Genomic DNA, 22,349 nt, shown 5'->3' with positions numbered 1-22,349 from the left:
AAAGGCGGTAACTAAATGAAGCAACGTAGAATGATCCTGAGACCTCTCGCACGATCAATCCTAATTGCTCTTGCTACCGCCCCTCTGATGTCTCAGCCCTTGTGGGCTGAGACTACAGACGTTGAGGCGGAAGCTGCAGCGGAGGAAGCGGAAGAGCAAGTGATTGACGAAGTGCTACGCGAGCAACGTGTTGAGCGTATTCAAGTCACTGGTCGTCAAATGAGTTCGGCAGCTGTAGTTGCTGCAGAGCGCCGTGAGCAACCGCAAGTAGCAGACTACCTCGACTCAGTCTCTATCGGCAGAATTGGTGATTCCGACGTAGCGTCTGCATTAAGACGCATTACCGGTCTTACTCTTGTCGATAATAAGTTTATCTATGTACGTGGTTTAGGTGAACGTTATTCGAGTACCTTGTTAAATGGCGGTATGGTACCGAGTCCAGACCCAACCCGTAATGTAATACCTTTGGACATGTTTCCAACCAGTATTATTGAAAGCTTAGTGGTACAAAAGAGCTTCTCAGTGTCTGAACCTGCATCTTTCGGGGGCGGTGGTGTAAACATCCGCACGTTGAACTTACCTCAGGAAAGATTCTTTGAGTTCTCACTAAGCACAGGAATGAACTCTGAAAACAGTGACGATGGTTTAACTTATGCTGGTGGCGACGATGACTGGCGTGGTCGTGATGACGGCACACGCGGTTTGGCACCTGAGTTAACGAATGCACTGAATCAGTATGGCTCTTTAGAACCAATTTCTATCGCGCAAGCACTTGGCGGTGTAACAGTTGAGAACCTTGAGCAAGCTCAAGCGATTAACCGTGACTTAGGCTTAGCCATTAATCGTAATATGGACGTTACTGAGCAGTCGATTGACCCAGACTACGGCGCAAGCTTTAGTTATGGTGACCGCTTTGAACTTAGCGACAGTTTGAGCCTGGGTTTAATGAGTGCTGTAAGTTACGACCAAAGCGCGAAAAACATCAACGAACAAGAGCGTTATTACTCTATTACTACCGGTAATGAGTTAACTCCGCTTGTGGCGTTCGACGATATTTCCGGAACGGAATACAACACTCAGTTGTCAGGCATTTTCAACGTAGGCTTGAACTACAACAATGAACATAAGTTGGAAACAACTACGGTTTATTTGTTAGACACAGCCGACGAAATTAAAAAGAAAGTGGGTGACACCATTGAAACCATTAACGAGTCGAACCGTGAAAACGTAGACTACTCGATTCGTTATGAAGAGCGCACATTGGTGGCCAACCAAATTCGCGGTTCGCACGTATTCGGTTTCTTGGGTGACATGAGCATAGACTGGCAGTATACCGACGCTAAAGCACGTCGTTATGCACCAGGCGAAGTAGAGTATCGCTACCTTCGTAACCGTGGTGAAGACGGAAGCGTAACTGAAGCATTACGCCGCAGTGACAACGCTGCATTGTACTTGTTCAGTGACATGGTTGATAACACGGAAAATGGTCGCATCGACTTTGGTTTACCTGTGAGTTTGAGCAACTGGGAATTAGAACTGCAAGGTGGCTACTTCTATTACCAACGTTCGCGCAACTCGGAAGTAAATCGCTTTAAGTTGGACAGCCGTGGGTTCTCAAACCAAGAGTTGGCGCAGTCGTTCTCGAATATTTTCTCGGACGAGAATATTCAAGATCCAAACCGCAACTTCAGAATTTCTGACGTAACAGCGCAGGCAGATGACTACATTGCAGCACAGCAACTAGACGCGTTCTATGTTGGTGTAGATGCATTGTGGGACTACACATGGCGTGTAAATGTTGGCGCACGTTATGAAGACTTCCGTCAATTAGCATTACCTATGAACCCTGCTACAGGTGAAATTCAAGGTGAAATTGCTGACTATCCATTGCTAGACGACGACTTGTACCCAAGTATCGCCGTAACCTGGTTATTCCACCCAGACATGCAGTTAAGATTCGGTGCTAGTGAAACCGTTGTTCGTCCAGACTTGCGTGAGGTTACTCCAGTACTTTATGTCGACCCACTTACGGATTTTAAAGTCATTGGTTACTCGGACCTGATTAGTTCGAAGCTCACTAACTTTGATGTGCGCTGGGAATGGTACATGTATACCGGTGGTTCTCTAAGTGTTGGTGGTTTCTACAAAGACATCGACGCGCCAATCGAAACGATTGAGCTGCTTGGTTCAGACGGTAACTTACTGGTGTCGTTCCGTAACGCTGAGACAGGTTACGTGTATGGCTTAGAAACAGAGTTTGTAAAACCATTTGAAGGCGCTTTAGAAGGTTTCTTCGTCGCCGGTAACGTTACGTTGAGCGACTCTGAGATTGAAATTCAAAGCTTTGGTGAATCAAACATCACTAACCTTACACGTAGAATGTCAGGCCATTCTGAGTATGTACTGAATACCCAGTTAGGTTTCGACTCTGCGAACGAGAAACACTCTGCAACGCTGAGCTACAACGTGTTTGGCGAGCGTATTTCTTTCGCTGGTGTAGATGGGAAAGACGATGCTTACGAGCAACCATTCCACTCTGTAGACTTTACCTATAGCTACTACCCTGTAGACGGTATGACGTTCAAAGTGGGCGCGAAGAACCTACTGGGTGAGTCAGTTGAAATTACTCAGCAAGGTGAAATTCTTCAACGTCGCGAGCCTGGAACAAGTTTAAGCGCAAGTTTTACTTACCGCTTCTAAACTTCGTTCATAAAAATGTAAAAATAAAACCTCTAGCTTTTCAATGAGCTAGGGGTTTTATGCTACTTTTATGACAGCTGTAACAAAACTGACACAGTGAGTCGTTATGATCATTGCCGAATTAATCGAGTCCCAAGTGGAGAAAACAGATGAGACAGTTCAAGAAAGTTTTGTCAGCGGCAGTTGCATTATGCGTAGTCAACTTTACCGCAGTAGCAGATATCGACCCTAACTTACCCGACTACGAGCGTGCGTCTGGTGTTTCCGGTAACCTGAACTCAATTGGTTCAGATACATTAAACAACTTAATGACGCTTTGGGCGGAAGAGTTCAACAAATTCTACCCAAATGTGAACATTCAAATTCAAGGTGCGGGCTCTTCTACAGCTCCTCCTGCGTTGACTGAAGGTACAGCAACACTTGCGCCAATGAGCCGCGAGATGCGTCAGTCAGAAATCGAAGCATTCGAAAACAAATTTGGTTATGCGCCTTACGCATTGCCAGTAGCTATCGACATGGTAGCGGTGTTCGTAAATAAAGATAACCCAATTGAAGGTTTGAGCCTGCCAGAAGTTGACGCAATCTTTTCTGCAACTCGCCGTGGTGGCTACCCTGAAAATATCGATCGCTGGGGCCAAGTTGGCTTAACAGGCGCTTGGGACAACCGCGATTTCGCACTTTATAGCCGTAACGCAGTTTCGGGTACATACGGTTTCTTTAAAGACATGGCATTGTTTGGTGGTGACTATAAGCCAAGCATCAATGAACAGCCAGGCTCTTCTTCTGTAGTACAAGGTGTTTCTGAGTCTATCAACGGTATTGGTTACTCAGGTATCGGCTACCAAACTTCAAGTGTTCGCGCTATTCCATTAGCTGTTGAGCTTGGTGGTGAGTACTTTGAACCTACGGCTGAAAACGCAGCTACGGGTGCGTACCCACTATCTCGTTACTTGTTTATCTACATCAACAAGCATCCGAACCGTCCACTAGACCCAATGATGCGTGAATTCGTGAAAATGGTTTACTCAAACGTAGGTCAGGGCGTGGTATACAGAGACGGATACGTTCCTTTGCCAGCTTCACTAACTAACCGTGTGCTGGCTGACTTAGGTATCGAGTAATAAAGTTCAGTGTAAGTCCCTTTTTGAGGCACCTCGGTGCCTCTTTTTATTTTTGGCGCATGACAAAAGTATGAAAGGCAGGAAATGTGTCAGTACCGTGACATAAATATGACAATATGACAGTACTGTAATAAAGCTGTCACATTTCTTAACTATACTTGCCTTCTAATATCCAGTTATCTATTTGAGAGAGTACGATGACAGAATCAGTAGCCTCAGCGACGGGAAAGCCTAACGAGTCCCGTTTACCTTCATCGGAGCTACGCGCGAAACGCCGCCGTGTCCGTATGTTTAAGGACAAAGTTTCAAAGGTTGGCATTACCAGCGCCGGTTACGGCGTAGTGTTTTCGCTAGCGCTTATCTTTATTTATTTGTTCTATGAAGTAATGCCTATTTTGAAAGGCGCAGACGTAGAGCAACAAGCAAGCTTCGAACTACCTGTTGCTGCAGAGCAGGGTAATTTGGAACACTTGATTATGGAACGCTACCAAGAAATGGGAGTTGCGTTTACCGATCAAGGTCAAATTACGTTCTTCGACGCATTCTCTGGTGCCGTCGAACATTCTGAGTCAATCTCAGACATTACCGATGCTCATGTTTCAAGTTTTGCTCATGGTGAAAACTTGGGTGGACTGGTTGGCTTCGGCTTAGACAACGGTGAAGTCTTGTTCGCCAAACCAGATTACGAGCTAAATTTCCCGAACGACCAACGTGAAATTACTCCTTCTGTGGCCTATCCGTATGGAAATTCGTCAGTAGTGTTAGACCCACAAGGGGCGGCAATTGAGCTGCTTACCGTGCAAGAGTCTACGCGAGGTCGCGCGCAAGCGATGGCAGTAGGTTATACGGCGGACCAACGGTTTGTAGCTGCGCGTGTAAGCACTCGTGAGAATTTATTCACAGGTCAATTAACTAGCCAAGTGAGTCGTTTCGAGTTGCCGGGAATTCCGGGAACACCAAAGTCGATGATTATCGACAAGTCATTTAGAAACCTATTTGTAGCCGACACCGATGGCCATATTCACTACATCGACCTAAGCTCGCCGAATGCGGCACGCTGGGTTGAGTCGGTCAATGTGACCAATGACGACATTACTGCCATGGAATTCTTAGTGGGTTCTGTGTCAGTTATCGTGGGTACTTCAGAGGGTGAGTTAAGCCAGTGGTTCTTAGTGCGCGACGAAGACAACAATTACTCACTTGAAAGAATTCGAGACTTCGATCAGCACGCTGGCGCAATTACTTCGATTTCAGCGGAATATACGCGTAAAGGGTTTGTCGCTACTGACGCTACCGGTGGTGTAGGTTTGCACTACGGTACTTCGTCACGAACCTTGTTCCTTGATCAAATCGCAGAAAATACGCTACCTCACGTGGCTATGTCGCCTGTAGACAAAGCTATTTTCACATTAGGCAGTGACGGCCTAGTGACCAATTACAGTGTTTGGAACGAGCATCCGCAACTTTCCTTCAAAGCACTCTGGAATAAGGTTTGGTACGAAGGTCGTGCAGAGCCTCAATATGTATGGCAGTCGTCTTCAGCGAGCGACGAGTTTGAATCTAAATTTTCGTTAATACCACTGTCTATTGGTACATTGAAAGCCGCGTTCTTCGCAATGTTGTTTGCTATGCCTTTAGGTATTATGGCAGCAATTTATACCGCATATTTCATGACGCCAAAACTACGTGGCGTGGTGAAACCAACTATAGAAATTATGGAAGCATTGCCTACCGTAATTCTTGGTTTCCTCGCAGGCTTGTGGCTAGCGCCATTTATGGAAAGTAACCTTCCGGCGGTGTTCACAACGTTAATCGGCTTACCGATTATGATGTTGTTGATGGCTTTTGCATGGAAGTCGTTGCCTGAAAACTTAAGAAACAGAGTACCTGCAGGTTGGGAAGCAGCGCTTCTTGTTCCTATCGTATTACTTTTCGGTACGTTCGCGGTTGTAGCGAGCCCATATATGGAAGTGTTGTTCTTCGACGGCAGTATGCGCCAATGGCTAACCGACAACGGTATTACCTACGACCAGCGTAATGCTCTAGTTGTAGGTGTGGCTATGGGCTTTGCTGTTATTCCAACTATTTACTCGATCGCCGAAGACGCCGTGTTCAACGTGCCTAAGCACTTAACGCAGGGCTCACTGGCACTGGGCGCAACCCCATGGCAAACCATGATGGGTGTTGTATTGCCAACGGCTAGTCCGGGTATTTTCTCGGCGCTGATGATCGGTTTTGGCCGTGCCGTTGGTGAAACCATGATCGTGCTTATGGCGACAGGTAACAGCCCAATTGTGAACTTCAATATCTTTGAAGGTATGAGAACGCTGTCCGCTAATATTGCAGTGGAATTGCCAGAAACTGCGGTGGGAAGTTCGCACTTCAGAATTCTGTTCTTAGCCGCTTTGGTATTGTTCACCTTCACCTTTATTTTGAACACGATCGCGGAAGTTGTACGCCAACGCCTGCGCGCTCGTTACAGCAGTTTATAAGTACGGGGACTGATAGCTATGAAGAATTGGTTTAAAAGTGGAGCCCCTTGGATTTGGTTAACAGGCGGAGCTGTAACCCTAAGTGTGGTTATGGTTGTAGGTTTGCTGGGTTTAATCGCGGTGCGTGGTTTCAGTCATTTTTGGCCTGCAGACGTGGCAATCATTGAAATCAATGAGCCTGAAACCGGTGCAACAAGCCGTTTAATGGGTGAAATTGTTCGCACCGAAGGTATGACCGCTGCGGCGGCTCGTGAAGCCGGTAATACAGTTCCAGAAGACCGCGAGTTGGTAAAGCGTTACCTTATTAAGCAAGGTAACCGCGACCAATTTGGCACCGACTTTGTGTGGCGTTTCGAATTCGGTATGAGTGAATTCGAATATACCGAGGGTGTGTATGTCATTGAACGCCGTGAATGGGGTAACTTCTATGGCTTTCCAACTGCTATAGAAATTGATGGGGAAACGCAGCAAACCCTAGCGGATAACCCAGAAGACTTCCATGAAGCTGTTCAGTCTGCTGTAGACACTAGCGTTGAATACCATCACCGTATTCGCAATATCGAGCGTGGTGAAATCGGTCGTATTAACAATGAAATTGAGTCACTACGACTGCAAGAACGTCAGTTCCAACTTGATGGTTTGGAAGGCGAAGCACTTGAACAAGCTACTGCAGCTCTAGACGTTCGTCGTGCTGAACTCGAAGCTGAATACCTAGAGTTACGTAACGAACTAGACGCGCTTTACGAAGACATGCACCGCAATACATTACGTATGCAAATGGTTGATGGTGCGGAAGTACCGATTCACTTCGCAGACATCGTTTCGATAACTATGCCGAACGACATGAATGCGCTGCAAAAGTGGGGTGAATACTTCCACCGTGTGTGGGTATTCCTTACCGCGGAGCCGCGTGAAGCAAATACCGAGGGCGGAATATTCCCAGCTATTTTCGGCACCATTACCATGGTTTTCGTGATGTCGATTCTGGTGACTCCATTTGGTGTGTTGGCGGCAATTTATTTGCGCGAATATGCGAAGCAAGGTCCTATTACCAAAATGGTACGTATCTCGGTATATAACCTTGCCGGCGTGCCTTCTATCGTATTTGGCGTATTCGGTCTTGGATTCTTTATTTACTTCCTTGGTGGAAATATTGACCGTATTTTCTATGAAGCGGCATTGCCTTCACCAACGTTCGGTACACCTGGCTTATTCTGGGCGTCATTAACACTTGCGCTATTAACATTGCCGGTTGTTATCGTCTCTACAGAAGAAGGTTTGGCACGCATTCCAAGTACCATTCGCCAAGGCTCTTTAGCACTTGGTGCAACTAAGTCTGAAACACTATGGCGTGTGGTTGTTCCGCTAGCTACTCCTGGCATGATGACCGGGCTTATTTTGGCTATTGCACGAGCTGCAGGCGAAGTAGCGCCATTGATGTTGGTGGGCGTGGTGAAGTTAGCACCTACTTTACCGATAGACGGCGAGTTCCCGTTTATCCACTTGGAAAGAAAGATTATGCACTTAGGTTTCCATATCTTCGACGTTGGCTTCCAAAGCCCGAACGTAGAAGCGGCAAGACCTTTGGTGTACGCAACAGCATTAACATTGGTTGCCTTGATTATTATTTTGAATATTTCGGCAATTAGTATTCGTAATCACTTGCGTGAAAAATACCGCAGCGATTCTGATTAAGCATTCGAAATTTAAGAGAAGAGTATTATGTCAGCACAAGAAACTCCGATGATTAAAACTGAGATGAACCCAGCAGGTTCAGCTGAGAAAATGGAAAATCTGAAGACTAAACTTGAAGTACGCGACTTGCGATTAAAGTACGGTAATGACGAAGCGCTTAAAGGTATTAACTTAGAAATACCTGAGAATCGTGTAACGGCATTCATCGGTCCTTCGGGTTGTGGTAAGTCAACGTTATTACGTTGCTTTAACCGCATGAACGACCTGGTCGACAGTTGTACAATTACAGGTGAAATTCGTTTAGACGGCGAAAACATCTACGCTCCAAAAGTAGACGTAGCAGAGCTTCGCCGCCAAGTGGGTATGGTGTTCCAAAAACCAAACCCATTTCCAAAGTCGATCTACGAGAACGTAGCTTACGGTTTGCGCTTACAAGGTGTAAACGACCGCAGAACACTAGACGAAGTCGTGGAAAGTTCGCTTCGTGGTGCGGCGCTTTGGGACGAAGTGAAAGACCGTTTGAACGACAATGCATTTGGTTTGTCGGGTGGTCAGCAGCAACGTTTGGTTATTGCGCGCGCTATCGCCATTGAGCCTGAAGTACTATTATTAGATGAACCTGCTTCTGCACTTGACCCTATTTCAACGCTTAAAATTGAAGAACTTATCAACGAGCTGAAAGAGAAGTACACCATTGTGATTGTTACCCACAACATGCAACAGGCTGCGCGCGTCTCTGACTTCACTGCGTTCTTGTACATGGGGCAAATGATTGAGCACGCAGACACAAATACATTGTTTACGATGCCTGCGAAGAAACAAACTGAAGACTACATTACCGGCCGCTACGGTTAAGAGAGGAAATGGTGGAAAAATTTAACTTAGGTAAGCACATTTCCGGCAAGTTTAACGAAGAACTTGATACGGTGATGAATAAAGTTTTAGCCATGGGTGGTTTGGTTGAGAAGCAACTGACCGACTCACTTGCGGCTATTCAAACCAGCGACCAAGAAGTTGCTGAGCGCGTATTGGCAAGCGACGGCAAAATTAACAAGCTTGAAGTTGAGATCGACGGTGCGTGTACGCAAATCATTGCAAAACGTCAACCGACTGCGAGTGACTTGCGTTTAATTCTCGCCATCATTAAGGCGATTTCAGACCTAGAGCGCATTGGTGACGAAGCTGAGCGCATTGCCCACGTAGCCATGGAAACCTTTAGTAAAGACCAAGCTCACTTATTAGTAAGCTTGGAAAACTTAGGTCAACAAGTGCTTTCTATGCTTCGCCAAGTACTCGATGCGTTCGCACGTATGGACCAAGAAGCTGCTTTAGCGGTGCACCAGCAAGACGCTAACGCAGACCGCCAGTACGAGGCATTAACACGCCAGCTCATGACATACATGATGGAAGACTCTCGCAGTATTCCTAAAATCATGGATGTGCTTTGGGCAGCGCGCTCGCTTGAGCGCATTGGCGACCGTTGTCAGAACATTGCTGAGTACATTGTGTTTTATGTTCGCGGTAAAGACGTACGTCACGTTTCTGCCGAGTCGATGGAAGACACAGTGAAAGGCGTGAGATAACTCGCGATTTTGACGACAAGTCGATAAACTAAGCGTGCTTTGCTCATTTGAGCGGCACGCTTTTTTATTGGATAAGTCGCAAAAAGGAAGTCTTCATGGCTCTATCGGTTTCTGTTCGTTTAGCTATCCGCCACGCGTTAGCGCGGTTACGCCATGCCTCGAAATTTATTCGTTTGCCTAGAAAAGGGAAACCCTTGCGCACCGACATGCCAGCCGTGTTTGTGATGGGATGTGGGAATAGTGGAACAACACTAACTGCAGCAAGAATAGGGCGTGCAGAAGGTGTTTATTTGCTTGGTGAAGAAACAAGCTTATTTCAACCGCGTACGCCAATTCAGGAAGCCAGAGCCGTGTTTGACCAACTGCTTATTGCCTTAAAGCAGTTCAAAGCCTCAATGCTGTTAGAAAAAACACCAAAGCATATTCATGCTGTAAGCCGAATTTTAGCGGTATTCCCGAATGCTAAATTTGTGGTTACCGTGCGTAATCCTCTCGACAACTGCGCGTCACTCTACAAACGCTTTGCCCATAAAAAATCAAAAGGCTTAGGTTATGCAATAACCCGTTGGAATCGTGATAATTTAGCGGTTTTGAATTTACTTAAAAGTCATCCGAAGCAAGTTCACGTGGTGCAGTTTGAAAAGCTGACCAAAGATCCTGAAACCACCCTCAAGGACGTTTTTGAGTTTCTGAGCCTACCTTGGCAACCTGAAATACTTGAAGCCGGTGAAACTGCCTACGATCAAGTAGAACAGAAGCGAAATATGAAAATTCGCCAAGAGCAGGTGGCTAAAGCTATAACGCACAAAGAAAACACTTGGAAAGACATTCTTAGCGAGCAGCAAGCCGAGCAAGTGCAGAAAAAAACGAGGTTGATTTATAGCGAACTTTCACGTTTCATAGATGAATAAAAAGGGACGCAGTTACGGTGTCTTATAACTTATCTATGGAGTGAAGTTTCATGCCAGTTGACCAGCCGTTTAATAACCTTTCTAGCTATTTAGAGTCTTGTTTTTCTGCCCATGGCGATAAAGTTGCTTACCAATGCATTGGGCAGTCTGTCGATTATCATTACATTGATCAAAAATCAGAAGATTTAGCTCGCTATTTCCAGCATGAGCTTGGGCTTGCAGCGGGTGACCGAATTGTTATCCAACTTCCTAATATTATTCAGTACCCAATAGCCACCTACGCGGCATTGCGGGCAGGATTAGTGGTGGTTAACACAAACCCGCTATACACCACGCGGGAAATGCTGCACCAGTTTAATGATTCAGGCGCAAGAGCAATCGTCATCCTGAGTGATTTATACCCGAAACTAGAACAAGTGAAAGCCGACACTCAAATAGAACATGTAGTGGTTACTGGTGCGGCAGATTTATTGAAAGGTAGTACCGACCTTATTGAAGGTACAAACGGTTTTGTTCAGGCTCTAGACGCTGGCTCTGCGTTACCAGAGTTAAAAGCGAATACAGCACAAGTAGACGATATTGCAGTGTTGCAATACACCGGTGGTACAACGGGTGTCGCGAAAGGTGCAATGCTGACTCATGGGAATCTGTTAAGCAACTCTGCGCAAATGAAAGCGCGTATTGTTGAGCGCAGTACCAGCGGCACGTTTGTTTGTCCGCTACCGCTTTATCATATTTACGCTTTTACCGTGAACATGCTGGGTTTGTTCGGCATTGGTATTGCCAATCACCTTATTCCTAACCCTCGTGACATCGACGGCTTTGTGAAGAGCATCAAAGAAACCGAGTTCACAGGTATTGCCGGCATTAACACTTTGTTTGTGGGGTTATGTCAGCATCCAGAGTTTAGAGCTATGGACTTCTCTTCTTTGAAAATCACTTTTTCTGGTGGTGCTGCATTAACGCATTCGGCGGCCGATCTGTGGAAGGAAGTCACGGGGTGCACGGTAACTGAAGGCTGGGGCCTTTCGGAAACCTCTCCGGTTGCGACTCTCAATGAGTTTGACCATGAAGAAATTGGCACCGTAGGTACGCCAATGGACGACACTGAAGTGCTGGCTTGGGACGAAGACAACCAACCGCTTGCGGTAGGTGAACCCGGTGAACTTGTGGTGAAAGGTCCGCAGGTCATGAAAGGCTACTGGAACCGTCCAGACGAAACCGAAAAAGTGCTGATCAATGGTTGGTTCAAAACAGGCGACGTGGGCTTGGTGCAAGAAAACGGCAACATCAAAATTGTAGACCGCTTGAAAGACATGATTATTGTCTCGGGTTTTAATGTTTACCCGAATGAAATTGAAGACGTGCTATGCCAACACCCAGCAGTATTGGAAGCGGCCGTTGTCGGCAAGCCAAGCGATAAAACTGGCGAGTCGGTTCACGCATTTGTATCGCTTAAGGGTGAAACAACGGAGAGCGAGCTTATCGAATATTGTCGTGAGCAGTTAACTAACTACAAAGTGCCACAAAGCGTTACGATTATGGATGAGCTTCCAAAATCTACGGTGGGTAAAATTTTACGTAGAGAGCTAAGGTAGATACGGGCGTTATAAATCGACTAACTCGACTTGAGAAAGTGGAATAGGAGCGCCTAAAAACATATTCGCTATTCTCGCGAAACGCTCAGGCCCGTCGGTGACTAGGTATTGGTCAACGGCGGGCTTTTCTTTTGCGAGCAACTGCTTGTCGGTGAGTAACTGATGTAATGCATCAGCTGTAGTTTCAGCAGAATCGACAACCTTTACATTGTTCCCCAATACTTTTTCGATAGTATTTCGAAACACGGGGAAGTGGGTGCAGCCGAGCATCAATGTATCTGGCGCGCTAGTATCGCTAAAGAGCGTGCCTAAATACTCTTCCACGGCAAGATGCGCCAATGTGTTTTGGGTCCAACCTTCTTCAGCCATCGCCACTAACATTTGCGTGGCTAAACTCTGTACCTTAGTTGAAGGGTTGTAGGCGTGTATGGCGCTCTCATAGGCTTTTCCATTTACAGTGCTTTCTGTGGCAATAACGGCGATATGTTGAGACTTACTGGCGGCAACTGCTGCTTTAGCGCCAGGCGCAATAACTCCGATCACCGGAATATTGGGGTAGGCTTCTTGTAGTGCAGGTAGGGCTACAGCCGAGGCGGTATTACAGGCGATAACGAGCGCTTTAATGTCACGCTCTGCCAGCTTACGAGAAGCCTGCAGAGCGTATTGGCGCACTGATTTCGCCGATTTTGTGCCGTAAGGAACACGAGCTGAGTCGCCTAAGTAAATCAAAGACTCATTGGGCAGCCGCTTACGAATAGCCTGAAATACAGACAGGCCACCCACACCCGAGTCAAAAATACCTATAGCCGACATGCTGCTCCCTCTAACAACTTACCTTGGAAAATTAATGCAACACGCGAGCACGAATGGTGCCTGGAATTTGCTTCAAAGCTTCAAGTAAGCTCTCAGCTTGATCGCTGTCCACGTCCATAACCACGTAACCTAGCTCGTTGTCGGTTTGTAAGTACTGACTGGCAATGTTCACATTAAGATCGGCAAACACTTGGTTAATGCGGTTCATCACACCGGGCTGGTTGTGGTGCGTGTGCAAAATACGGCTGTAGTTTTGTTGCACTGGTAATGAAACTTCAGGGAAGTTTACCGCCGACAGTGTGGAACCGTTGTCTGAATATTTAATGAGCTTCAGGGCGACTTCTGTGCCGATATTCTCTTGAGCTTCTTGGGTCGAGCCACCTACGTGCGGTGTAAGAATAACTTGGCTTAAACCGCGAAGCGGCGACAAGAATTCTTCTTGGTTATTCTTCGGCTCTACCGGAAATACGTCGATGGCAGCGCCTGCAATGTGACCAGACTTCACGTGTTCGGCTAAAGCCTCAAGATCGACCACTGTTCCGCGCGAAGCGTTAATCAGCGAAGCTCCCGGTTTCATAGACGCTAGCTCTTTGTCTTTTATAAGCAACTTAGTTTGCGGCGTTTCGGGAACGTGTAGCGTGACAATGTCGCTGGTATGTAGCAACTGCTTCATACTTTTCATGGGCGTGGCATTACCCAGGGCAAGCTTGGTTTCTATATCGAAGTAAACCACGCGCATGCCCAATTGCTCAGCAAGAATACTGAGCTGTGTACCAATGTGGCCATAGCCCACAATACCCAATGTTTTGCCCCGTGCCTCATGTGCGCCTTTCGCCGTTTTTAACCAGCCACCGTTATGACATGCCATATTCTTTTCAGGTACTTTTCGAAGCAACATAATAATTTCTGAAAGCACCAACTCGGCAACGCTGCGGGTATTGGAAAATGGTGCGTTAAATACCGGAATGCCAAACTCTCGAGCCGCTTGGGTGTCGACTTGGTTCGTGCCGATGCAGAAGCATCCTATAGCATTTAGGCGTGTCGCCTTCTCTAATACTTTTCTAGAAAGCTGCGTACGCGAACGAATACCAATGAAATGAAACTCACCAATGCGCTCCATCAGCTCGTCTTCATTCATTGCTGTGGCGTGCTCTTCAATTTCTGAGTAGCCCTGTTGCTCAAAACACTCTACTGCACTGGGGTGAACGCCCTCGAGTAAGAGAATTTTAATCTTGTCTTTTTGCAGCGAGTACACCGGCGGCATGGCGTTTTCCTATCGGGTTAGTTTTTGGACTTGGGTTCCGTCACTCAATAGCGCAATGTCTGCGTGGCGCATTGCAAACAAGCCATTGGTAACAACACCAGTAATATTATTGATCGCTTGCTCTAATTCTTCAGGCTTTTCGATATTCAAGTGGTGAATATCCAGAATGACATTACCGTTGTCTGTAGTGACACCTTCGCGGTAAACAGGGTCGCCACCTAATTTCACAAGTTCACGAGCTACATGAGAGCGTGCCATTGGAATGACTTCGATGGGCAAAGGGAAAGTGCCTAACACATCCACTAACTTGCTGCTGTCGGCAATACAGACGAATTTTTTGGCACAGGCAGCTACGATTTTTTCGCGCGTTAAAGCTGCACCGCCGCCTTTAATCATTTGTAGGTGACGATTAATTTCGTCGGCGCCATCCACATAAACACTAAAAGGTCCTACGCCATTTAAGTCATAAACAGGAATGCCATGCTTTTTTAACCGCTCGGTTGACGCTTCAGAGCTTGAAACTGCGCCTTCAATGTCGAACTTCAATTCGGCGAGCGCGTCGATGAAGTAGTTTACAGTTGAGCCGGTTCCGACACCGACAATGCTTCCTTCTTCAATGAATTCAATGGCAGCTTCTGCTGCTTGGCGCTTTGCGGCATCTTGATTTGTCATGGGTCACCGTTGTTTGAGGGGGATAAATTCGAATCATCAACGGCTCTCTATTATACCGATAAGTGTTAGAACCGCCATGTTTTTGAGGGGGTAATAATCATGGGTAAAGGAACGTCCCAAGGGGCAGAGGGTAAGCTGTCGACGAACTGACAGTCGTGCGCTATGCCTACGGGATATAGGTTGCCCAACGTGCCGTTTTGCCAACGCGAGAGCAGGCGATCGTAGTAGCCACCCCCCATACCTAACCTCTGTCCTGTTGTGTCGAATGCAACCAGTGGAACGCAAAGCAGTTCAATGTGTTCTGGTGCAACTTTGCTGTTTTGCGTTGGACAAGGTTCTGATAAACCGAACTGGTTTACTTGCATGGCCGAGTTTTCGCGAAGCTCGAAAAATTCCATCATGCCCTGAACTTGTGGGTCAATGACGGGTACCGCAACATTCTTATGCTGACTCCAGCTAGTGCTTATGAGTGAATGGATATCGAGCTCGCCAAATGCGGCAAGATAAGCGCCCACCGACTGAGCTTGTTGATATTCTGGAAGGTCTATCAGTTGCTGACACACAGCAATAGACGCCTGCTCTTGTTCCGAAGTAGGTAAATGGCGTCTGGTTGCACGCATTTGCTGGCGAAGCGTATTTCGCGCTTCTATAACTTCGTTTGAAAGAAACATTTCCATAAAAAACCCAACTGTTGCGGCTAGTTTATTTGCTTCAAAGTCAACATGCTGCGACACTCTTTGCTATTCGATTTGCCACAAATTTTCAAAAAGGATAACAAGATGCGCTTCATCAGTCTGCTTTTTCTTATTGCTGCACTTTTTAGTGTTTCTGCATGTGCTCAAGAGCCTATTGCCAGTGAACGTGAGCGCGGTGAAGGACCTTATGAGCGCTTAATTCTTCGTGGTGGCATTGTCATTGACGGGGAAGGTGCACCGCCTTTGGGTCCTGTCGACATAGTGATAGAAGGTAACCGTATTATCCAAGTTGCTGTTGTGGGTTACCCCGGGGTTCCTGTTCGAGAGAATAGAAGGCCTGAAGCTGGACCGAACGACCGAGAAATTGACGTAACAGGGCAATATATTTTACCGGGGTTCGTGGACATGCATGGCCATTTGGGGGGCAGCGCACAAGGCATTCCGGCAGAATACGTATTGAAGTTGTGGTTGGCACACGGCATTACTACTGTTCGTGAGCCGGGCAGCTTTCGTGGTTTAGACTGGACTATGGAGCACGCTCGGTTGGCAGAGCAGGGCACTATTGCTTCACCACGTATTATTCCTTATTTAGGTTTTGGCATGGAGTGGGACGAAGCCATAATTACGCCAGACGAAGCTCGCCAATGGGTGCGTCATATTGCTGATGAAGGTGCGAAAGGTATTAAATTCTTCGGAGCAACACCGCGTGTTATCGAAGCGGCTTTAGATGAAGCGCAGCAGCAAGATATCGGAACTATGATGCACCATGCGCAACTTAACGTAGTGCGCACTAATGTTATCGACTCTGCCCGCATGGGGCTTGGTTCTATGGAGCATTGGTATGGCTTGCCGGAAGCATTATTCACTGATCGCGTTATTCAAGATTACCCTACAAACTATAATTATCAGAATGAGCAAGACCGCTTTAGCGAAGCGGGACGATTGTGGGCGCAAGCAGCGGCTCCTGGGAGTGAGAAGTGGAACGCTGTTCGAGACGAACTTATCGAGCTAGATTTTACGATTAACCCCACTATGACTATTTACGAAGCTAGCCGAAATTTAATGGCACAACGCAATGCCGATTGGCATGAAGAATATACGCTACCGCGTTTGTGGGATTTCTTTACACCTTCGCGTTATGCCCATGGGTCTTACTGGTTTGACTGGACCACTGAAAATGAAGTGGCGTGGCGCGAAAACTTCCGTTTATGGATGGACTTTTTAAACGACTTCAAAAATCACGGTGGGCGAGTCACTGTAGGTTCAGACGCTGGCTACATCTATAAAATTTACGGTTTCGGATATATTCAAGAGTTGGAGCTTCTTAGAGAAGCGGGATTTCATCCGTTAGAAGTTATTCAATCGGCAACATTAAATGGCGCTGAAGCGTTAGGCTTAGACGAAGATATTGGTAGTATTCGTGCCGGTAAAATCGCCGATTTAGTTATCGTGAACGAGAACCCGCTAGAAAACTTTAAGGTGTTGTTCGGTACTGGGCATTATCGTTTGAATGAAAATAACGAGCCTTACCGCACCGAAGGTATTCGCTACACTATTGCTAACGGCATTGTTTACGACGTTTCTGAATTGCTTGCCGATGTTCGCAGCATGGTAGACGCGGAACAAGCAGAGCGCGCAAGCGCAGAAGACTAGAGGACATTAGAAAATGGACAAGCTGCATCCCAGTAAAGTTGACCCGCTCTATTTATTAGTGCTGATGACCATACCCATGTTCGGGTTTGTGTTTGTGGGGTTGTTTTTATTGGTGGGGCAACTTCTGATTGGCTTTTTATTAAGCTTAATCACCATTGTGTGGCCTGCATGGATTGCGCTCGGTACGCGTTACCGTATTACGGGTGAAAACCTAGAAGCCAGTTGTGGGCCGCTACGATACCGCGTGGCTCTTGCGGATATTAAGAAAGTAGAGCCAAAAACGACGATTATGCCTGGTCCGGCGCTCTCGCGTGACAAACTGCTCATTCATTATGTCGATTCGAAAACAGGGCAAACAAAAATTCTTCGGGTTTCTCCTACCGACAAATACACATTCGTGTTTAATTTGGGTTTAGGTCAGGAAGACGACTTTGAAGGACAGCTCGACGAAGACGAAGTATAAGACTTCCCAAGGTGCCGCTGCTCGGTGTTAGCCCTTGAACCCATTGGTTCAAGGCGGGTGCTAAGTTATGTACCGCAGGCTTCCCGGCAAATTCTGGGCATGCACACTGGCACACAAGTAGGACCCTAATAAAAAAGCATCGGCTCAGGGACATCCACGTGCTGGCGAACACCCCAGGAAGCAATTCTATTGTAACTTATTTGGAAGTGGTTTTTGAGGGCGATTTGTCTTCAGGCTCACCGATTGCTTTTTTTATGGTCGCTTGTAAAAGGGCAACCTTGTCTTCTAAGGCAATCATTTTCTCAGACTGTTCTGCGCGCTCTTGCATCCACTCGTGGCATAAGTTTAGCGCTGTCATTACTGCAATTTGCTCAATGTTGGTTAGCTTGGTAGCAGAACGTGTTTCGTTCAAGCGTTCGTCGAGTTGTCTTGCTGCCTCGCGCAATGCACTTTCTTGCCCGTCTGGACACATAACACGATAGTTTCGCTCTAGCAGGTTAATCTCAACAATTTGACCGCTCATTTATATTCCTCTGAAGAAAATCCTTCTGTAGAGCCCGAAGCATAGCGATACCACTGAATTTATGCAACATATCTGCACTGCTTTACATTTTATAAAAGCAGGTGGCGAATAGTAGTTCCATGGCGTAGCAAGTGGTAGGATAGGCGCTGAAAATACACAGAAAGAACAGACTGCACAGGTGAAACGAATGGCAGAGCCTATTTCGAAATTATTTGAAACGTGGAATCAATGGTTAGAGCGCGAAGGTATGATTACCAGCGCGGCAGAGCTCCACGGCATGCTTACAGGCTTAATGGCAAGTGGCCAACAGGTTCAGCAGTCTGATTGGTTGAATGTAGTTGCAGACCTCGCTCACGAGGGGCAAGCTTTCTCTGCACAAATGAATGAACGCCTAGAAACTCTAGGGCGTAAAATTCGTGAAGACCTTGCCAGTGCAGAATTAAACTTTCAATTATTAGTTCCTGGCGACGAAGAATTGCTTTCAGAGCGCTTAAAGGCGCTGGCTGAATGGACCCAGTGTTTCTTGGTGGGTTTTGGTGTGAATCAGCAAAACCTTAAAGCTGCGTCTAATGAACTACGCGAAGGTATTGAAGATATGGCTGAAATTGCCAAGCTTTCGCCTGAAATGGAAGGCGACGAAGAAGACGAGCGCGCGTTCTATGAAGTTTCAGAATATGTACGTATTACGGCAATTATGTGCTTTAACGAGCTAGGGCAAGTTGCTAATCCTACGCCGCCTTCGAGCAACACCATTCATTAATTGCTAAACGCTGAACAAGCTGAACAAAGAGTGCAGTGATTCGATGACCACCCCAAATGCCCAGCAAGGTAAAATAAGTTCCAACCGCATTGTATTGGCGGGCGCGGGTCTTGTTGGCATGCTGGCTGCGGTGGTATTGAAGCAAACCCGCCCAGACTTTGACGTGTTACTGCTAGATACACGAAAAGAAGACGACCCGACTAAAGATCCTAGAGCCATTGCGCTCTCTCGTCGTACGGTTTGGGCTCTTAAGCAATACGGCGTGTGGCAACTTCTAGAACAGTTCCTACCCAATATTACCGAGCATGCCATTGAAACTATTCACATTAGCGACGCAACTGGTCCGGGAAGTAACAAGCTGGAAAGTGCAGAGCATGGTGAAGAGCCGTTAGGTTTTGTGATACCCGCAGCGCAAGCGATGAAAGCGCTAGACGAAAAGCGCAAAGAACTTGGTGTGGAAATTCGCTACCAGTCTTCGGTGACGAATATTTCAGGTACAGCTGCATGTGTTGCTTTAAAAGTGAACGAACAAGAAACCATTGAAGCCCAGTTGCTGTTAAGTTGCGACGGCAGTGCTTCGCAAATGCGCGACCTTTTGGGTGTGCAGGAAAATATTTACGACTACCAGCAAATGGCGATTGCCGCCGAAGTTGATATGGTCAAAGCGCATGGCCAGGTGGCGTACGAAAGGTTTACACCAGAAGGTCCAATGGCGTTACTTCCTCTAGGCTCTCGACGCTACTCGATGGTGTGGTGTGGCACTTGGCAAAGTGTACAAAAGCTTATGGAGTTACCGGAACAAGACTTTATACGCGCAGCTACGTCGCTATTAGGTGGGCGTGCAGGCTCAATAAAGCATGTTGAACGCTTGGCTGCTTTTCCGCTTCGTAAAATTACCGTAGATCGCTTCTGTGGTTACCGTTGGGCACTTATTGGTAACGCGTGCCATACCCTGCATCCAGTTGCCGGACAAGGTTATAACTTAGGTGTTCGCGACGTATTAGCTTTGGCAGAGCGGCTTCGTTATGCAGAAGATGCTGGCGCAAATACAGTTTTGGAAAGTTACCAAAAAGCTAGAAAAGCAGACTATAAAAATGTAGTGGGCTTTACCGACAGTGTGGTGCATTTGTTTTCCTCTACCGATCCTATTGCCAGTTATGGTCGACGGGTTGGTTTAAAGTCGATGCGTTTATGTAGCACTTTACGGAATGCAGTGGCGAGCAAAGCTATGGGTTTTGAAACGGAGCGCAGCCGATGGGATTAACAAAAACCCAAGTTATTGTTGTCGGTGGTGGCATGGTGGGTGTGTCGCTAGCCCTGGCGCTCGCTAGTAAAGGTAAAAAGGTTGCGTTACTGGAACGCGCAACAGAACCTAAAGCCATGCCCGATCAACCCACGTTAAGAGTGAGCGCGCTGAACGAAGCTTCGCAAACCTGGTTAGAACAACTTGGCGTTTGGTCTTTGTTGCCGCCTGAAAAGCTAGGCTACTTTCAGCGTATGCAGGTGTGGGACGACAGTTCTGGTGCCGATATACAGTTTTCCGCTGCGTCGGTCGACAAACCAAACTTGGGCTGCATTGTTGAAAACGCCGTTATTGAAGCTGCGCTTTGGCAAAAAGCTGAAGCTCTCGGCGTGCAGCTTGAAACGGGCGTGGTGATCGAGCAAATCGAAGAAAGTGAAGACGACGTTCATGTGCAAAGTGAAGACGGTCGTCATTTTCTGGGACAACTGTTGGTGGCTGCGGACGGCGGTAAATCACAAGTTCGGGCGACCATGAATGTTGAAACCTCATTTCGAGACTACGAACAACTTGGTGTAGTCACTACATTAACCACCGAATACCCGCACGAAGGCAGTGCAAGGCAGATGTTCTTGCAAGGTGGGCCTTTGGCATTATTACCTATGGCGAACCCAAATGAAGTGTCTATTGTGTGGAGTTTACCGACTCTTGAAGCCAAGGCTTTATTGGAGCAAGAGCCACAAGCGTTTGACCAAGCCGTAACCGCTGCGGCTGGTGGTAGACTAGGGCTTCTCAAGCAAGCTATGAAACCTGCGGCGTTTCCTTTGAAAATGCAGTACGCCGAACAGTGGGTGAAAGGCAGAATGGTTCTTGCTGGCGACGCAGCCCACACTATTCACCCGTTAGCAGGACAAGGTGCGAATTTAGGCTTAGGCGACGCATGGTATCTCGCCGAACAGCTGTTAACCCTAGGGTCGTTAAATGGGGCTTGGGACGCTGCGAAACTGCAGAAGAGCTTGCGACATTACGAGCGTGCTAGAAAAACTGCAGCCGTGAAACAAATTGCCACTATGGAAGGTTTTCATCGTCTTTTCACAGAGCAGCACCCAGCTGTGCGATTCATTCGAAGCCTTGGTCTTTCCGCGACTCAGCGTTTGGACAAAGTAAAAGCCTTTTTTTTAAAGCAAGCCAACGAGTTTTAAGAAGCTTTAAGGCGTTTGTGCGCTTAAAAATTCGTGCAAGTAGCTTTGTAAATGTTCCGCCGCCGCGTTTTGTTTTTGTCCGTGGCGCTCTAAGAAAATATTGATTTTTCCAAGCTCGGGTAAGTTTTGACTTTTATCTGCGCGTTTTACTTCAAACAGTTCTGGTGGTACCGAGCTTTTCGCCAATACCGTAAAACCCAACCCTGATCGTAACGCACTAGAAATACCGGTTAGGTCGTTGTTGGTGTATGTAATGCGGTGCGGTATTTCCGAACCATTTAATGCTTGTAGGGTTCTGCGCCGATAAATACAGCCCTCAGAAGCCAAAACCAAAGGTACCGGTGTAGCATAAGAGGCATCGGCACGACCGGTGACCCAAACCAATTCGTCTTCTTTTACTTTAATGGCATTTTCTGGAGCCTGTTCTGCAACAGTGAGGATAATGTCGAAGCTTCCGCGGCTAGCCCCTAAGCGAAGATCACGGCTTAATGCAGAAGTGACTTCCAACGTGATTTGCGGGTAGGTACTGGCAAATTGACCCAGAATTCTGGGCAAAAGGGCGGTGGCGAATTCACTGGGAATGCCTAACCGCACCTGCCCAGCAACTTGTTCGGTATTAAAGCGACTAACCAGCTGATCGTGTTGGCTAAGCAGTGCTACAGCACCTTGGTAAAGCTCTTGTCCGGCAATGGTGAGTTTGATACTGGAACCGTCTTTGGTGAATAAAGACTGGTCTAACGTTTCTTCTAGACGTTTTATTTGCAAGCTAATGGCTGGCTGGGAACGGCTCATGCGTTCGGCGGCCTTGGTGTAGCTTTGTAAGTCGTACACGCTAACAAATGCGCGCAGTGCGTCTAAAGATAAGTGTTTCATAAGCTTGCCAAATATAAGAAAACTCAATGCCTAAGGGTTGAGTATAACAAAAATTAATAACTTAATTTGTCTTTTTAATTTGTTGCGCAAG

Annotated in this window: 19 protein-coding genes and 1 other RNA gene; 13 read left to right on the top strand and 7 right to left on the bottom strand. The window is 46.9% G+C overall.

Going from position 1 to position 22,349, the window contains the following annotated elements:
• The first annotated feature begins 15 nt into the window (after positions 1–15).
• The 8 genes from DQX04_RS11650 (at position 16) to DQX04_RS11615 (ending at position 12,100) form a co-directional block, all read left to right on the top strand.
• The gene (locus DQX04_RS11650; RefSeq protein WP_207801118.1) at positions 16–2,700 is read left to right on the top strand and encodes a TonB-dependent receptor domain-containing protein; all 2,685 of its coding nucleotides are present in this window, start codon (positions 16–18) and stop codon (positions 2,698–2,700) included.
• A gap of 149 nt (positions 2,701–2,849) precedes the next feature.
• Positions 2,850–3,821, top strand: a complete 972-nt coding sequence (locus DQX04_RS11645) for a PstS family phosphate ABC transporter substrate-binding protein (RefSeq protein WP_111916109.1) — start codon at positions 2,850–2,852, stop codon at positions 3,819–3,821.
• Positions 3,822–4,018: 197 nt separating this feature from the next.
• On the top strand, positions 4,019–6,313 hold the full coding sequence (locus DQX04_RS11640; protein WP_111916108.1) for an ABC transporter permease subunit: 2,295 nt from the start codon (positions 4,019–4,021) through the stop codon (positions 6,311–6,313).
• Between the two features lie 18 nt (positions 6,314–6,331).
• A complete protein-coding gene (gene pstA / locus DQX04_RS11635; protein WP_111916107.1) occupies positions 6,332–8,008 on the top strand; it encodes a phosphate ABC transporter permease PstA in 1,677 nt (558 codons plus the stop codon).
• A gap of 48 nt (positions 8,009–8,056) precedes the next feature.
• Entirely contained in the window at positions 8,057–8,863 is an 807-nt protein-coding gene (gene pstB / locus DQX04_RS11630) for a phosphate ABC transporter ATP-binding protein PstB (RefSeq protein WP_111916240.1), read from the top strand.
• An 8-nt stretch (positions 8,864–8,871) separates the two neighbouring features.
• Entirely contained in the window at positions 8,872–9,591 is a 720-nt protein-coding gene (phoU, locus tag DQX04_RS11625; protein WP_165831993.1) for a phosphate signaling complex protein PhoU, read from the top strand.
• A 95-nt stretch (positions 9,592–9,686) separates the two neighbouring features.
• Positions 9,687–10,502: a sulfotransferase gene (locus DQX04_RS11620; protein ID WP_111916106.1), complete on the top strand. Its 816-nt coding sequence runs from the start codon at positions 9,687–9,689 to the stop codon at positions 10,500–10,502.
• A gap of 50 nt (positions 10,503–10,552) precedes the next feature.
• Positions 10,553–12,100, top strand: coding sequence for an AMP-binding protein (locus tag DQX04_RS11615; RefSeq protein ID WP_111916105.1), 1,548 nt, complete (start codon positions 10,553–10,555; stop codon positions 12,098–12,100).
• Positions 12,101–12,109: 9 nt separating this feature from the next.
• Here the strand turns inward: DQX04_RS11615 and murI are convergent, their stop codons facing one another.
• The 4 genes from murI to DQX04_RS11595 all read right to left on the bottom strand — a co-directional run bounded on the left by murI (position 12,110) and on the right by DQX04_RS11595 (position 15,583).
• A complete protein-coding gene (gene murI / locus DQX04_RS11610; RefSeq protein WP_111916104.1) occupies positions 12,110–12,913 on the bottom strand; it encodes a glutamate racemase in 804 nt (267 codons plus the stop codon).
• 31 nt (positions 12,914–12,944) lie between these two features.
• Entirely contained in the window at positions 12,945–14,177 is a 1,233-nt protein-coding gene (gene serA / locus DQX04_RS11605) for a phosphoglycerate dehydrogenase (RefSeq protein WP_111916103.1), read from the bottom strand.
• Positions 14,178–14,186: 9 nt separating this feature from the next.
• Positions 14,187–14,849, bottom strand: coding sequence for a ribose-5-phosphate isomerase RpiA (gene rpiA / locus DQX04_RS11600; protein ID WP_111916102.1), 663 nt, complete (start codon positions 14,847–14,849; stop codon positions 14,187–14,189).
• 65 nt (positions 14,850–14,914) lie between these two features.
• Entirely contained in the window at positions 14,915–15,583 is a 669-nt protein-coding gene (locus DQX04_RS11595) for a 5-formyltetrahydrofolate cyclo-ligase (protein ID WP_111916101.1), read from the bottom strand.
• Between the two features lie 45 nt (positions 15,584–15,628).
• Here DQX04_RS11595 and DQX04_RS11590 point away from each other — a divergent pair, with 45 nt between their 5' ends.
• Positions 15,629–17,197 carry an amidohydrolase family protein gene (locus DQX04_RS11590; protein WP_111916100.1) on the top strand — a complete coding sequence of 523 codons (1,569 nt, stop codon included), beginning with the start codon at positions 15,629–15,631 and terminating at the stop codon, positions 17,195–17,197.
• A gap of 13 nt (positions 17,198–17,210) precedes the next feature.
• Entirely contained in the window at positions 17,211–17,660 is a 450-nt protein-coding gene (locus DQX04_RS11585; protein ID WP_111916099.1) for a PH domain-containing protein, read from the top strand.
• Here the strand turns inward: DQX04_RS11585 and ssrS are convergent.
• Positions 17,660–17,843: non-coding RNA, 6S RNA (gene ssrS / locus DQX04_RS11580), on the bottom strand. The two genes, DQX04_RS11585 and ssrS, sit on opposite strands and share 1 nt — an antisense overlap.
• A gap of 13 nt (positions 17,844–17,856) precedes the next feature.
• Positions 17,857–18,183, bottom strand: coding sequence for a cell division protein ZapA (locus DQX04_RS11575; RefSeq protein ID WP_111916098.1), 327 nt, complete (start codon positions 18,181–18,183; stop codon positions 17,857–17,859).
• A 187-nt stretch (positions 18,184–18,370) separates the two neighbouring features.
• On the opposite strand from DQX04_RS11575, the gene DQX04_RS11570 reads away from it, so the two are divergent.
• The 3 genes from DQX04_RS11570 to DQX04_RS11560 are packed head-to-tail and all read left to right on the top strand — an operon-like array spanning position 18,371 to position 21,385.
• Positions 18,371–18,943 carry a UPF0149 family protein gene (locus DQX04_RS11570; RefSeq protein ID WP_111916097.1) on the top strand — a complete coding sequence of 191 codons (573 nt, stop codon included), beginning with the start codon at positions 18,371–18,373 and terminating at the stop codon, positions 18,941–18,943.
• A 43-nt stretch (positions 18,944–18,986) separates the two neighbouring features.
• Positions 18,987–20,207 (top strand): FAD-dependent monooxygenase, encoded by a 1,221-nt coding sequence (locus DQX04_RS11565; RefSeq protein ID WP_111916096.1) that lies wholly within the window; start codon positions 18,987–18,989, stop codon positions 20,205–20,207.
• Positions 20,198–21,385 carry an FAD-dependent oxidoreductase gene (locus tag DQX04_RS11560; RefSeq protein ID WP_111916095.1) on the top strand — a complete coding sequence of 396 codons (1,188 nt, stop codon included), beginning with the start codon at positions 20,198–20,200 and terminating at the stop codon, positions 21,383–21,385. Before DQX04_RS11565 ends, DQX04_RS11560 begins: the two co-directional genes overlap by 10 nt.
• A 6-nt stretch (positions 21,386–21,391) precedes the next feature.
• Here the strand turns inward: DQX04_RS11560 and DQX04_RS11555 are convergent, their stop codons facing one another.
• Complete coding sequence (locus DQX04_RS11555) at positions 21,392–22,258, bottom strand: LysR family transcriptional regulator (protein WP_111916094.1); 867 nt, start codon at positions 22,256–22,258, stop codon at positions 21,392–21,394.
• Positions 22,259–22,349: the final 91 nt, after the last annotated feature.

The organism is Aliidiomarina sp. B3213 (assembly GCF_003290085.1).
Taxonomy (GTDB): Bacteria; Pseudomonadota; Gammaproteobacteria; order Enterobacterales; family Alteromonadaceae; genus Aliidiomarina.
This window is presented reverse-complemented; position numbering and strand designations above follow the sequence as displayed.

Bases quoted from the DNA above. Each gene is read 5' to 3' on its own strand.
- DQX04_RS11650 (WP_207801118.1), top strand. From the start codon at position 16: ATGAAGCAACGTAGAATGATCCTGAGACCTCTCGCACGATCAATCCTA.
- DQX04_RS11645 (WP_111916109.1), top strand. From the start codon at position 2,850: ATGAGACAGTTCAAGAAAGTTTTGTCAGCGGCAGTTGCATTATGCGTA.
- DQX04_RS11640 (WP_111916108.1), top strand. From the start codon at position 4,019: ATGACAGAATCAGTAGCCTCAGCGACGGGAAAGCCTAACGAGTCCCGT.
- pstA (WP_111916107.1), top strand. From the start codon at position 6,332: ATGAAGAATTGGTTTAAAAGTGGAGCCCCTTGGATTTGGTTAACAGGC.
- pstB (WP_111916240.1), top strand. From the start codon at position 8,057: ATGATTAAAACTGAGATGAACCCAGCAGGTTCAGCTGAGAAAATGGAA.
- phoU (WP_165831993.1), top strand. From the start codon at position 8,872: ATGGTGGAAAAATTTAACTTAGGTAAGCACATTTCCGGCAAGTTTAAC.
- DQX04_RS11620 (WP_111916106.1), top strand. From the start codon at position 9,687: ATGGCTCTATCGGTTTCTGTTCGTTTAGCTATCCGCCACGCGTTAGCG.
- DQX04_RS11615 (WP_111916105.1), top strand. From the start codon at position 10,553: ATGCCAGTTGACCAGCCGTTTAATAACCTTTCTAGCTATTTAGAGTCT.
- murI (WP_111916104.1), bottom strand. From the start codon at position 12,913: ATGTCGGCTATAGGTATTTTTGACTCGGGTGTGGGTGGCCTGTCTGTA.
- serA (WP_111916103.1), bottom strand. From the start codon at position 14,177: ATGCCGCCGGTGTACTCGCTGCAAAAAGACAAGATTAAAATTCTCTTA.
- rpiA (WP_111916102.1), bottom strand. From the start codon at position 14,849: ATGACAAATCAAGATGCCGCAAAGCGCCAAGCAGCAGAAGCTGCCATT.
- DQX04_RS11590 (WP_111916100.1), top strand. From the start codon at position 15,629: ATGCGCTTCATCAGTCTGCTTTTTCTTATTGCTGCACTTTTTAGTGTT.
- DQX04_RS11585 (WP_111916099.1), top strand. From the start codon at position 17,211: ATGGACAAGCTGCATCCCAGTAAAGTTGACCCGCTCTATTTATTAGTG.
- DQX04_RS11575 (WP_111916098.1), bottom strand. From the start codon at position 18,183: ATGAGCGGTCAAATTGTTGAGATTAACCTGCTAGAGCGAAACTATCGT.
- DQX04_RS11570 (WP_111916097.1), top strand. From the start codon at position 18,371: ATGGCAGAGCCTATTTCGAAATTATTTGAAACGTGGAATCAATGGTTA.
- DQX04_RS11565 (WP_111916096.1), top strand. From the start codon at position 18,987: ATGACCACCCCAAATGCCCAGCAAGGTAAAATAAGTTCCAACCGCATT.
- DQX04_RS11560 (WP_111916095.1), top strand. From the start codon at position 20,198: ATGGGATTAACAAAAACCCAAGTTATTGTTGTCGGTGGTGGCATGGTG.
- DQX04_RS11555 (WP_111916094.1), bottom strand. From the start codon at position 22,258: ATGAAACACTTATCTTTAGACGCACTGCGCGCATTTGTTAGCGTGTAC.